A 12401-nucleotide genomic window follows, 5' to 3' on the forward strand; every position below is an offset into this window, starting at 1 on the left:
ATTATGTATCAAATGTTGGCTCTGTAGAAATGCTCATCCAAACTAAAAACACAGTCTTGAAAAGTCTGTCAAGATTATGTAATATCACTTTAAATTTGACTTCCTTTACCTGATTTCTATACTTTCTTGCACGCAAGTTTTCTCCATACTTTCTTTTCAAAACCGAAAACATCGTTTCACTCAAATTCCGCATCGAGTAGATATTACTATCAAATTCATGTATCATCTTCTTTCGATATCTTCCCTTAATTCTTTTTCGTTTACGTTGTCTTAGTGGAACGATTGCTATTGATCCAAGTTTTTCCCTTGTGAGTTCATGGATCTGTTCTGAATCATATGCCTTGTCCATTACATAATATCTTGATCTCCTATTGCGGTGACATTGCGACAGCAATGTCTTTGCATGTTTTGCGTCATGAACTGGTTTGCCAGAAATCTTGTAACCAGTGATCACAAATTTATGAACATCAACAGAAACACTAGTCTTCACATAACTTCGTCTCCACTTTTTAATTCTCCAAGAATAATAGTTTCTACAGTACCCACTTGTGAATCCAGTAGAATCAATTGCATTAATATCAATTACGTCTCTATTTTTGTAAAATAGGTCAAGTGTTCTTTTAAAGATAACATCCAATACAGCAGAATAACTACGAGTTACAAATTTTTGAATTGTAGTATAATGCGGTACCTTGTTTAGTTCAAGTTTTGATTGGACAGAATCCATAAGTTCCACTAGATCAACAAAATCGCGATAATCTTCACCCAAATATTCCTTAAACAAAATCAGCGTCAGTAGCTGATGTTGCGTGTAAGTTTGTTTTGAATACTTACAACTGTAGAGTGGAAAATGTGAATATTTTGTTATTTGTAATGCCATATCAATAAAATATAAGTATTTGTTAGAAATAACACAATCGTCCCCTTGTGTTTTTGTTGGAGAACATTCACAGGGGACTTCTTATTATAAAAAAGAGTAGCTTAGTTGAAAATAGAAAAGAGGATTTCTACAGAGCCCAAATGTTATGCATTTAACTATAAGTAGCCTTTAGTATCTTCTGCACTTGCCGGCACAGCAATCATTACAAAGGCCAGCACACCAGATGCATCAGATAATGCTTTTGGGACAGTGGTCTTATTACTTCTTGCTGAAATACTTTCCGATTATCAAAGCAACATTTGTATTGAAATAGTGGCTTTCAATGGGGAGGATCACTACAGTGTGGCAGGACAGATGGATTACCTGCATAAGTATCAAACATAGTTTGATAAAATAAGTATAACGGTCAATATCGATGATGTCGGTTACAAAAAAGAATGAGAATCTGTGATTGGTATCAACAAAGCTATGATGTTTGGCATCTGATAAAAATCGCAGGGCGGGAAAAGGTACTGTCAGGATTGCTTTCGTTCATTTATCGGCTCTGTAGAAACCCTATCAAAATCGCCATCATCAGGTGGACATAGGAAATAAGTATCAATATTTGCCAGTACATTTTAAATTTTGGTTTACTTAAATTCTCGTCCAAATATTGAAGATTTCTAGAGAGCCCAAAAAATCATGAATTAAATGGTTTTTTGATATTTTGTCTTAAATTTACTTTTAAAATTTTTGAGCATCTATTTTCTAAGATATTTATATCCCCAAATTATTATGCGAGAGATAAGACCTGAAACCCCTAAACGATCAAATTATTCAGAAAGTAGCATTTTTAGACACCATATATTATCAAAAAATAAATTGAGGGCTATGAATCAAACCATCCAAATTCCCCATCCCCCATTCTTCACCTATACAGAACACAGTCAGCCCTGACATAAATAACAGAAACTCCATCAACTGCAAGCTTATCCCTCACAAGCTCTTCAAGTTCATTTATCCTGCTACCGGCAAGCTCCGGATCATTGAACTCAAAGACAATGACATCATCACAGAGCGCTTTTACAGCTTCTGTAAGGTCAGGTGTGGATTGTCCGCCTGTCATTGCTGCTGTCCTGTTGTCCAGCACCATGACGAGCACGTCACGTTTGGTCTCGACAGCATTTATCAGGCCTACTATGCCGGAATGTGACAATCCGAAGTCACCTATGACAGCAACGGACTTTTTATCGAAACCTGCAGCTGTGGAAATAGCAGCACCAAGTGCAAATCCAACATCAACGGCTTCAAGGGGTGCAGAGGCACTGCGTATGGAGCAGCCCATATCACCTGCTATGAAAATATCCAGATCATGAAGCATTCTGTAGACCGGCAGGAAAAGACAGTCCTCGCACAAAGAGCGTGAAACCTTTCCCTCAATGGTCTGAATAAAAGTATATTTGGTTACCTTATCTTTATCGATGTTCTCGATCGCAAAACCGATCTGCTCTTTTTCAATGCGACCATATGGGAGGTGCCCACTCATCTTTCCCAGTACGTTCTTGCAGATACTGATATGGGATTCGATAAAGGCTTCACTTTCCTCGACAACGAGAACTTTTTCATGGTCGGATATGAAATCTCTTAATTTCCTGACAGGAAGTGGAGATACAACATTAAGTGAAAGATGCGAAACCTCAAGCTGCCTTTCGGACAATAGCTCATCTACAAGCAAAGAGGGATAGCCAGAAGAAATTATGCCTGTCTTGCCTGCTTTAACATATCGAGTCAGAGAAGTGTTCTCTGCTTCATCCACAAGCAATGGCTGTACATTTATGTGAAAATGCTGGTGCTTGCCACGCATTGTCAACTTCCAGACAGACCTGTCAAATGTAGCTTCTGTCTTCTTAATGTCCTCGGACCTTGTGACAGGACCTGTGGCTTTTTCCAGACGGTCCGTTATCCTGACTATAACAGGGGTCTTTGTACTTTCGGAGAGTTCGAATGCTCTGATAAGTGACCTGTATGCAGCTTCCGGGTTCGACGGGTCGAACACCGCGACCTCTGCCACCTCACCGTACCAGCGAGAATCCTGCTCGTTCTGGGATGCTCTGACCCCCGGATCATCGCCTGCTATTATTACAAGTCCTGCACCGATCGTATGTGTGACAGAGGTTACAAGAGGGTCAGAAAGGACATTCATGCCAACGTGTTTTGTTATGGTCAGTGCCCTTCTGCCTGAAACGGAAGCACCGAGTGCGGTCTCCAGTGCGGCCTTCTCATTGGTCATCCAAAGGGTGGTCACTTCAGCGGGACTGTTCTTCTCAAAATGTTCGATCACGGCTGTCGTGGGAAACCCGGCAACTGCCGTTATCATCTTTACACCACAGTCCATGGCTGCAGCATAAAGGGCTTCAAGCCCCGTGACCTCCACAGGTCCAGTCTGACCCTCAGGATCGTTCATAACTTAGCTTCCAGATCGATCGATTCATCAGGACGAGCAAACCATGCAAGAGATCCCAATGCACCTATCACGCCATTGCCATCGAGCCAGACCTCAACACCATTCTTCCGTGCATGTTCCATTGCAATATCCTTGGTCAGCTCCCCGCTGCGACACATGGTGCTGTATTCTTCCATATGGGACGCATCGAAAGAGGACAGTACTACCATGCCGGTCTCATCGGACACGCTGTATTTGAGCAGTGCGTTTTTCAGGTCTTCAAGGAGCTCTTTCTTAGCTTCCTCGCTCACACAACCAAATTCAAGCACTGTGGATACGCAATTCTGTGTTTTAGCCGCCACCGGGAACAATTGAACAAGGGAATGGGAAAGATAGACGGATTCATTGCTATTAAGTGCCGTAGCAATGTTGTGTGTCATTGACCACGTAGCTCCTTCTTCCTTCGTATCTGTATCATCTATCCCGATAAGTACACGCTGCCGCCTTGGAACGACTATGGTGCCTTTGGCAGCCTTTCCGCCACCTGAGTCACCCACATCATAGCGTAGCACTCCCTGTGCTAATGCCCTGCATTTAGTGGCACCTACGCCTCCGCCTCCAAGACCTGCATAGGTGATGGATACCTCATCCCCGTCAACCACAACTGATTCGAAACCAGCAGCAGCCACAGATGGCTTAAGTGTAAGATCGCAAACCTCAGCTTTCACTAGGTAGCGGCTCATGTTGCCCACTGCACGTGCGCTTTGTACAAGGGGTGACCGGGCATAATGGAAACGTGACCATGCAGCACCACTATAGCAATTCGTATGCTCGATTATCTCTGCATATTCGTTATTTTCATCACAGACCGCATAGATACCCCTGTAGGGGATCGTATAGGGATCTGTAAGTTCTACTTCTTTCATCTGATTGGATGAATTATGGGTAATGGTTTAAAGCTTTTGTTAAAAGCTCATCATAAGTGATAAAAAATAATTCAGCCATCAGTTTATGTAGCCTTCCAGATCCGTCCACTCGCCAGCCGTATGGAAAAATTCAGGATTTAGTATCTTATGGAATAGTAATCTATTTTCCAATGTTAGCACCATTAAAAATCGATATAGATTTAGAAGTATTTAAGCCCTAAAAACAAAAAGGAAAAGTTTCTCTTTCTAGAATAAAAAATAAGAATGCTTTAATATTTTTTGGCTAACTAACAAGTATTATATAGATAAAACGTATATTATTTTGCTATGTCTGGATTATCAGCAGGATCGGGGCCGGCAGCTTTAGGGCTTGGCGGAGTTGTTGCATTTTTAGCAGGAAATGAATTTTTGGCAATCATTCTGTTTGTCGCAACGTTTGCTTTAAGTGCGATGTGGTCAGGAAAATTCCGAAAGTAAATCGTTTCAAAAGAAATCTAAAGAAATTGTTGGATTTTACAAATGGGTAAAAGCTGAAGAATACACTATCTTTTTGTCAAACAATTGGAAGTGTATCTTCACCAAGTTACTCAAAATTCGTCCTCATATTCATCTCCATCGTTTGATCTTGTCAGCAGATAACCAGCTGCCAATAATCCAATACCAGTTAAAAGTTTGTTTCTGTTTTTGTTTTTAATGGTAGTATAAATGTAATCATGAAGCCTAGAAAATTCGCTTTCTCTTTTTGCTTCATTATAAAAATTCAGGTAATTAATACCATTTAACATAGCAGTCGGTTTGTTTGCATCTAATAAAATAGGAATAATTGCCTTTTCGTTCGATTTTGCAACCCCGATTTCCTGCTGAACGTAGTTTGATTTTAATGCAGATTCACTATTGAACATAAGAAAAACATCTGCTTCTTTAATGTTGTTTAGTATAATTTGTTCAACATTGTCCCCCGGATTTAGTGTTTTATCAGCAAAAAAAATTTCAACATCTTCCACATTCTTAAGCTGGTCCAAGATCGGTTTAATATGGCCCATGTCTTCTGTACTGTAACTCACAAAAATTTTTATACTCATTGGCAATTCCACAACTTTAATTTTATACTTAGTGTGTAACCATTAATACATATTAAAGTTATTCATACGCAAGACATTCTTTTTTGAATGCTATAAAAGTTACCAATACTTGTTCACAAAATTAACAGTCATCATACCCTCAACATATCACCATTTTTACAGATACCTATCTGATACTCGACATTGCGTTCAAGAAATTAAAGCACTAGATGATTACTCACTTATGCTCAGTCCGTTCACACAGAAGAAAATAGCTTTGTGATCATGGGTGACTCCAATGCAGAATTTCAGCCATCAGTTTATGTAGCCTTCCTCTTTCAAACTAACATATCTACCATCCCCGATGATCACATGGTCGAGAACACTGATGCCAAGGATCTTACCGCCTTCAACGAGCTTTTCCGTTACGGCTATGTCCTCCCTGCTTGGCGCAGGGTCGCCTGAGGGGTGATTATGTGTTAGTATGACTGACGCTGAGGATTCCATGAGAGCTGATTTGAACACTTCACGCGGATGCACGATATTTGCGTTCAGGCTGCCAATGGAGATTACCTCTTCCTTGATGATATTGTTCTTCGTATCAAGATAAAGGGCTGTAAGATACTCTTTTTTCAATTCACGATGTCTGGGATAGAGCAGGGAATATACATCGTTTGCCGAGCGTATCTTTCTTTTAGGATCATCTGTGAAGATCTCCAGCTTTCTCGCCAGTTCAAAGACTGCTGCTATCTGGGTAGCTTTGGCAGGACCGATACCCCGTATCTTTGTGAGCTGGCTGATGTTCGCCTGGCTCAATTGTTTCAGATTGTATTCCGAGAGGATACGACTGGACATACTGACCACATTCTCATCCTTTGAACCTGTACGAAGGATCACTGAAAGCAGTTCTGCATTGGAAAGAAAGCTAGGTCCATGTTTCAACAAGCGCTCTCTTGGCCGATCTTCCGATGGCATGTCATGTATTCGTACCTGATAACCACACATATAACAGAGTAATATACTTTATAAATATAAAGCAATCGATATTTAAGTTTTTGTTTAATATTTTTTGAAAGAATAAACTTTTGCTACCTGTTCACCGTACTTATATATATTATTCAGGAATAGGAATGGGCATGAAAGTCATTTCAGTTATAGGTTACAAGAACACAGGGAAAACGACCTTCGTTACCCGAATGGTAAAGGAACTTTCAGACCTTGGTCGTGTGGGAACGGTCAAACTGATGCTTGACCATCGTCTTGATGATCAGAATACTGATACCGGCAAACATTTCGATTCCGGTGCCGATATGGTCACTGCCGTCACGGACAGGGAACTGGTGACCATCAGCCGTAACCCTTCTTTTGAAAAAGCACTGGATGAACTTGCTGATGCAGGAATGGATTTTGCCATCGTCGAAGGTGCAAAGGACAGTGATGTCGCAAAGGTCGTTCTCGGGGAAATGGATGAGGATGTTTCCAATGTCATTGCAAGACTTCCTGAAAAGGTCGATTGGGACCTTGAAAATATCGTCACACTGCTAATGGAACAACCGGACCACGTCACACTCAATTCCCTTATAGAAAAGGTCAGAGCAAATCCAGAGATAGTGAAAGCAGGTGGTATTGGTACTTTTATCGGTATCGTAAGGACGGATAATGAGGATTACGAGACAAGAATGCTCGAATTCGAGAAATATGATAAGGTCGCAGATGCCAGCATCCAAAAGATACGTGAAGAAATGATGCAACAGGATGGCATCATCGATGTTCTCATTCACCACAAAGCCGGAAAGATAATGCCACTTGAAGATATCGTGTATATCGTGATAGCAGCAGGCCACCGACAGCAACTGTTCGCAGCCCTTAGTGAGACATTGGATCGAGTGAAATCAGAAGTGCCCATATGGAAAAAAGAGATAACCATCGATGGCAATTTCTGGGTCCATGACCATGCCTGAAATTATCTGAATATCGAATATGAAAATATGAAAATGATGTGTGGTTCAATGGCCAGGCATCATTTCAATTACTATTCTCAAGAAGCACTTTCAAGATCAATTGGTATGCTGAAGCCAAATTAGTTGTCCTAACTGTATTCATTTTTTTCATTTGAGTTTTAATAAAAATACATATACCTTGCTAATATCAATATAATTTTTTAATATATTTATAATCCTACATAAATTTGATAAAATGATCTACGAAACATTAATGTATGGCTTATGTTAACATGTGACATAATCAAATGTACATTAAAAATGGTGATAATTATGTTAGGAATAGATGACCCTTATATCTGGATGGCTTATGTTCTTTGCATCATAAGTGCCCTGGGTTGTATAGTGTATGGTTTATTGAAATGGAATGAAGAAGAGCAGGAGGAGCTTTAATGTCGGTCAGCACGCCCTTGCTTGGAGTGATCGTACTTATTTATCTTATGATAATCTTCTACCTTGGATTACTTGGATACAAAAAAACGAAAGAAATAGACGACTACATGGTAGCCGGAAGAAGCATTCATCCATATATTCTTGCACTTTCCTATGGTGCGACCTTTGTTAGTACCTCTGCGATAATTGGTTTTGGCGGAGCTGCCGGAGCTTTGGGAATGGGACTTCTCTGGCTGGCAGTGATGAACATCGTCGTAGGTATATTCATTGCTTTTGTTGTATTCGGAAAACGCACAAGGCGTATGGGTGCCCATCTTAATGCCGTAACATTTCCGGAGTTATTAGGCAAACGTTTCCAGTCGCGATTCATACAGGGATTCTCAGGAGCCATCATTGGCATCTTCATGCCCCTTTATGCAGGTATTGTCCTGATAGGCGGAGCACGTTTTCTTGAGACCACTCTTGGGGTCAATTATGATATTGCAGTGCTCATACTGGCTATCATAGTAGCTGCTTATGTCATTACCGGCGGGCTGATCGCTGTTATGTACACCGATGCATTACAGGGCGTTTTCATGTTCATTGGAATGATCGTACTTCTTGCACTTACATACGTCAAGCTTGGTGGTGTAAAGGCAGCACACGAAGCACTTTCAGGCATGACAGGACTTGTGCCGGAGTCACTTGTTGCCGGAGGACATTTGGGCTGGACAACCATGCCAGCGTTCGGATCACCGATCTGGTGGACATTGGTATCCACACTTGTACTTGGTGTTGGCATAGGGGTTCTTGCACAGCCACAGCTTGCCGTCAGATACATGACCGTTGAGAATGACAGGGCATTAAGTCGTGCCGTACTTGTAGGCGGACCGTTCATACTGATGATGACCGGAGTGGCCTTTACGGTGGGTGCACTTTCAAACGTATATTTCCAGAAAACACAGGGAATTATTGCAGTTGTAGCTGGCAAAGGAAATACAGACCTTATAATTCCAGAGTACATCAACAGTGCTATGCCAGAGCTGTTCGTTGTCCTGTTCATGCTGACACTTCTTGCAGCTGCAATGTCAACATTGAGCTCACAGTTCCATACAATGGGAACGGCCATCGGACATGACTTCTATCGTGAGTTCATTAAGAAAGGAGAGGTCGGGCAGACGGTGAACATAACAAGGCTTGGGATCGCTTTGACCATTATCACAAGTGTTATCCTTGCATATATACTGCCCATAAGCATCATCGCAAGGGCAACTGCTATTTTCTTCGGTCTCTGTGCAGCGGCTTTCCTGCCCATGTACGTAGGTGCATTGTTCTGGAAGAGGATGACAAAAGAAGGTGCGATTGCAAGTCTTCTGGTGGGTACAGCAGGAAGCCTGTTCTGGCTGACATTCATACATTCAAAGGAAGCAATACCTCTTGGAATATGCAAAGCCCTTTTCGGAGTTGATACCTTGCTCACAGGAACATGGACAGTTGTCGACCCTATCATTGTAGCAACTCCAATTGCAATGATCGTTGCAATTGTCGTAAGCCTAGCTACAACACCACCTTCAGCTGAGCATCTAAAAGACTGTTATGGAAAATGAACTTTGAAGAATTCTTAATGGATGACACCATCCACTTCTTTTTTTGTTTATAAATGGAAGTTTTGTAAGGGATAGTTCCATTAATATGATCTTTTAAGATAAGATCCATCCGAATAAGAAACATTCAAGAAACCAGAAAAGCAAAGCTATTGTCAATATGAGAAATATCTGCCAGACCTCAATCTTCAAGGATATCTGATTGCCCCCGCTAAATATGATTTGTCGATATAACAGGAGTCTCATTGCCGATTCCTACTTATAAATTTAACGCTTATGACAATCAACCAAGATATTATAAGATATTTTATATTATTATAAATGAAAATGTTGTGAAAAACCTTTGTTGATGATAGAGTGTTTTAGCATTGGGACTTGAATTGTCGATAGGTTTTTAACTTATACGGCGTGAAGTCCCCTTCCGTAAGGTGGGGGATGAAAGCCGGACTATTTGCACACAATTTCATTTTACGAAACATTGATATATTGTTAAAACATGTAGTACATTGATGCTTAAAGCCTACAAATACCGACTGTACCCTTCTGAATCTCAAACCGAGATTCTTGTAAAACATATTGGTGCATGTAGGTTTACATATAATTGGGCTTTAGGGCAGAAGAACAAAGCGTATGAAGTTGATAAAGAACACTTATCGAGATTCGAATTACAGCACCGCCTTGTTCATGACCTGAAACCAAACAACGAATGGTTAAAAGAAGTCAATTCTCAATCGTTATTGAATACACTTATCAATCTCGAATCTGCATTCACTCGTTTTTTTAGGGAGAAGAAAGGATTTCCTAATTTCAAATCAAGGAAAAATCCTGTACAATCGTTCCAGATACCGCAACATTATTTAGTGGATTTCGAAACTAATACAATCAAACTTCCGAAGTTAAAGCAACCGATAAAGGCAAAGTTACATCGGAAGTTTGAAGGTAAACTAAAAACCGCTACGTTGTCCAGAACGCCTACTGGAAAATACTACATCAGTATTCTAGTGGATGATGGAAAGGAAGTACCTGAAAAAGAAACGTTCGATGATGAATCAACATTGGGAATAGATGTTGGACTTACTCACTTCGCTATACTTTCCAATGGTGAAAAAATTGATAATCCCAAACACCTTAGAAATAGTATGGATAGGATGAAAATCTTACAAAACCGAATGAGTAAGAAACAAAGTGGTTCAAAGAACCGAAATAAAGCCAGATATACTGTAGCAAAACTCCACGAAAAAATACGAAACCAGAGAACCGATTTCCTGCACAAAACTTCTTCTAAATTAATAAGCGAGAACCAAGCAATTGCAGTGGAATCATTGAATGTTTCGGGTATGTTAAAAAATCATTGTCTTGCACAAGCAATCAGTGATGTTTCATGGAGTGAGTTTTTCCGACAACTCGAATATAAAGCTGATTGTTACGGGAAGACACTATTAAAGATAGGTCAATTCGAGCCATCTTCGAAATTATGCAATGTTTGTGGTTTCCACAATGGTAACATGACCTTGAAGGATAGAGAATGGATATGTCCTGAATGTAATATAAAACATGATAGGGACATCAACGCCGCTATCAATGTCAAGAAGTTTGCACTTCAAAATCAAAATCTACTAAATATTTGAAGCACCTTCGGAACGAGGGGAAGGGCCTGTGGAGTTGCGTTCGATGGAACGAGCTATGAAGCAGGAAGCTCCATGCGTAAGCGTGGAGTAGTTCACGAATTGGGATTCTATGAACTTCCAGTAACTAAGGGATGAACTAAAATGAGATACAAAGTAGGTATTATGGGTGCTACTGGTGCAGTAGGCAGGGAAATCATAGAAGTACTACACGATAGGAACTTTCCTGTGGAAGAACTAAGGCTTTTTGCATCAAAGAGAAGTGCAGGCAAGACAATAGAGACTCCTTTTGGAGCTATTACTATTGAAAATGCTGATATGGCAGATTATTCACAACTGAATATTGCATTTTTTGCGATAAGTGGTGACTGGAGCAAGGAAAATGCAGATAAGGCAACAAGTGCCGGCTGCTATGTTATCGATAACAGCAGTGCTTTCAGATACGATGATAAGGTTCCGTTGGTGGTACCCGAGATAAATGCCGATGCGATCGGAGATTCTAAGCTTATTGCCAACCCGAACTGCACAACTGCCATTGCAGCGATCCCCTTATACGCACTTCATAAGGAATATGGGTTGAAGAAGGTCATCATCAGCACTTATCAGGCTACCAGCGGGGCTGGAGCAGCCGGCATGAGTGAATTGACCGAAGAAACGAAGAACTATCTTGAAGGTAAAGAGGTTAAGAACAAGGTCTTCACATATCCTATCGCTTTCAATACGATACCCCATATTGACAATTTCCAGGAAAACGATTACACCCGTGAGGAAATGAAGGTAGTTTGGGAGACAAGGAAGATATTCTCTGAACCAGATATCCCCATCAGCTGTACCTGTGTAAGGATACCGACCATGAGAGTGCATGGTGAGAGCATTGTCATAGAGACAGAAAGAACGATCGATCCGGTTGATGCAAAGAAATTATTAGGACAGATCGAAGGCGTTGAATTAAAGGACGATATTGAGAACAATATCTATCCAATGCCATTGAACGCTACTAAAAAGTATGAGGTTGAGGTTGGCAGAATTAGGCGGAACCTTGTATTTGGAGACCACGGGCTTGAGTTCTTTGTCTGCGGTGACCAGATCCTTAAGGGAGCAGCCTTGAATGCTGTTCAAATTGCTGAAAATCTCTAATAAAAATACTATTTGTATAAAAGGATCGAAGGTCATCTGTGACTTTCATCCATTTACTTTTTTGATCTTTAAGCCAACTATCCCTCAGTTGACATTGTAATGGCATATTATCGAGAGGCAAAAGTCATATGACGAAGTTCTAGAGGGGATAGATAGATTATTTCATAATTGAAATTTTGACTTTTGCCTAAGTTTAATTTGTTTACATTGAATATAAATGTATTCGTGATGAGTATTTTATAATTAAATAAGCAAGAATACCACCCATTTCAATCTCGCATCAAATCGAAGATTTAATGGGAGTTTCATTTCTTCGAAAACATCCAGATCAATCTGGAGGTCTTGCAGTGTAATTGCAAGATGAAACAGGTGGA

The 12401-nt window shown here is 40.5% G+C and carries 11 protein-coding genes; 6 read left to right on the plus strand and 5 right to left on the minus strand.

Annotation, left to right across the window (positions count from 1 at the left end; translation table 11 throughout):
• Nucleotide 1: 1 nt before the first annotated feature.
• From PBV53_RS09320 to mmp11, 3 genes are all read right to left on the minus strand, one after another.
• A complete protein-coding gene (locus tag PBV53_RS09320) occupies nt 2–910 on the minus strand; it encodes an IS5 family transposase (RefSeq protein ID WP_270096961.1) in 909 nt (302 codons plus the stop codon).
• A gap of 877 nt (nt 911–1787) precedes the next feature.
• Complete coding sequence (locus PBV53_RS09325) at nt 1788–3323, minus strand: thiamine pyrophosphate-dependent enzyme (protein ID WP_270096916.1); 1536 nt, start codon at nt 3321–3323, stop codon at nt 1788–1790.
• Complete coding sequence (gene mmp11 / locus PBV53_RS09330) at nt 3320–4228, minus strand: methanogenesis marker protein 11 (protein ID WP_270096917.1); 909 nt, start codon at nt 4226–4228, stop codon at nt 3320–3322. The genes PBV53_RS09325 and mmp11 overlap by 4 nt, the downstream gene beginning before the upstream one ends.
• A gap of 327 nt (nt 4229–4555) precedes the next feature.
• Here mmp11 and PBV53_RS09335 point away from each other — a divergent pair, with 327 nt between their 5' ends.
• Nucleotides 4556–4705 carry a hypothetical protein gene (locus PBV53_RS09335; protein ID WP_270096918.1) on the plus strand — a complete coding sequence of 50 codons (150 nt, stop codon included), beginning with the start codon at nt 4556–4558 and terminating at the stop codon, nt 4703–4705.
• A 110-nt stretch (nt 4706–4815) separates the two neighbouring features.
• On the opposite strand, the gene PBV53_RS09340 is transcribed toward PBV53_RS09335, so the two are convergent.
• Nucleotides 4816–5310, minus strand: coding sequence for a toll/interleukin-1 receptor domain-containing protein (locus PBV53_RS09340; protein ID WP_270096919.1), 495 nt, complete (start codon nt 5308–5310; stop codon nt 4816–4818).
• Between the two features lie 294 nt (nt 5311–5604).
• The gene (gene radC / locus PBV53_RS09345; RefSeq protein WP_270096920.1) at nt 5605–6294 is read right to left on the minus strand and encodes a RadC family protein; all 690 of its coding nucleotides are present in this window, start codon (nt 6292–6294) and stop codon (nt 5605–5607) included.
• A 131-nt stretch (nt 6295–6425) separates the two neighbouring features.
• On the opposite strand from radC, the gene PBV53_RS09350 reads away from it, so the two are divergent.
• The 5 genes from PBV53_RS09350 (at nt 6426) to PBV53_RS09365 (ending at nt 12027) form a co-directional block, all read left to right on the plus strand.
• The gene (locus PBV53_RS09350) at nt 6426–7250 is read left to right on the plus strand and encodes a molybdopterin synthase (protein WP_270096921.1); all 825 of its coding nucleotides are present in this window, start codon (nt 6426–6428) and stop codon (nt 7248–7250) included.
• 312 nt (nt 7251–7562) lie between these two features.
• Nucleotides 7563–7682, plus strand: a complete 120-nt coding sequence (locus PBV53_RS09625) for a symporter small accessory protein (protein ID WP_331522285.1) — start codon at nt 7563–7565, stop codon at nt 7680–7682.
• Nucleotides 7682–9268 (plus strand): sodium:solute symporter family protein, encoded by a 1587-nt coding sequence (locus PBV53_RS09355; RefSeq protein WP_270096922.1) that lies wholly within the window; start codon nt 7682–7684, stop codon nt 9266–9268. The genes PBV53_RS09625 and PBV53_RS09355 overlap by 1 nt, the downstream gene beginning before the upstream one ends.
• A gap of 506 nt (nt 9269–9774) precedes the next feature.
• On the plus strand, nt 9775–10893 hold the full coding sequence (tnpB, locus tag PBV53_RS09360; RefSeq protein WP_270096923.1) for an IS200/IS605 family element RNA-guided endonuclease TnpB: 1119 nt from the start codon (nt 9775–9777) through the stop codon (nt 10891–10893).
• A 141-nt stretch (nt 10894–11034) separates the two neighbouring features.
• Entirely contained in the window at nt 11035–12027 is a 993-nt protein-coding gene (locus tag PBV53_RS09365; RefSeq protein ID WP_270096924.1) for an aspartate-semialdehyde dehydrogenase, read from the plus strand.
• Nucleotides 12028–12401 lie beyond the last annotated feature (374 nt).

The organism is Methanococcoides alaskense (genome assembly GCF_027594145.1).
Taxonomy (GTDB): Archaea; Halobacteriota; Methanosarcinia; order Methanosarcinales; family Methanosarcinaceae; genus Methanococcoides; species Methanococcoides alaskense.

Coding starts and splice junctions, on each gene's coding strand:
- PBV53_RS09355 (WP_270096922.1), top strand. CDS start 7,682: ATGTCGGTCAGCACGCCCTTGCTTGGAGTGATCGTACTTATTTATCTT.
- PBV53_RS09625 (WP_331522285.1), top strand. CDS start 7,563: ATGTTAGGAATAGATGACCCTTATATCTGGATGGCTTATGTTCTTTGC.
- radC (WP_270096920.1), bottom strand. CDS start 6,294: ATGTGTGGTTATCAGGTACGAATACATGACATGCCATCGGAAGATCGG.
- PBV53_RS09365 (WP_270096924.1), top strand. CDS start 11,035: ATGAGATACAAAGTAGGTATTATGGGTGCTACTGGTGCAGTAGGCAGG.
- mmp11 (WP_270096917.1), bottom strand. CDS start 4,228: ATGAAAGAAGTAGAACTTACAGATCCCTATACGATCCCCTACAGGGGT.
- tnpB (WP_270096923.1), top strand. CDS start 9,775: ATGCTTAAAGCCTACAAATACCGACTGTACCCTTCTGAATCTCAAACC.
- PBV53_RS09350 (WP_270096921.1), top strand. CDS start 6,426: ATGAAAGTCATTTCAGTTATAGGTTACAAGAACACAGGGAAAACGACC.
- PBV53_RS09340 (WP_270096919.1), bottom strand. CDS start 5,310: ATGAGTATAAAAATTTTTGTGAGTTACAGTACAGAAGACATGGGCCAT.
- PBV53_RS09325 (WP_270096916.1), bottom strand. CDS start 3,323: ATGAACGATCCTGAGGGTCAGACTGGACCTGTGGAGGTCACGGGGCTT.
- PBV53_RS09335 (WP_270096918.1), top strand. CDS start 4,556: ATGTCTGGATTATCAGCAGGATCGGGGCCGGCAGCTTTAGGGCTTGGC.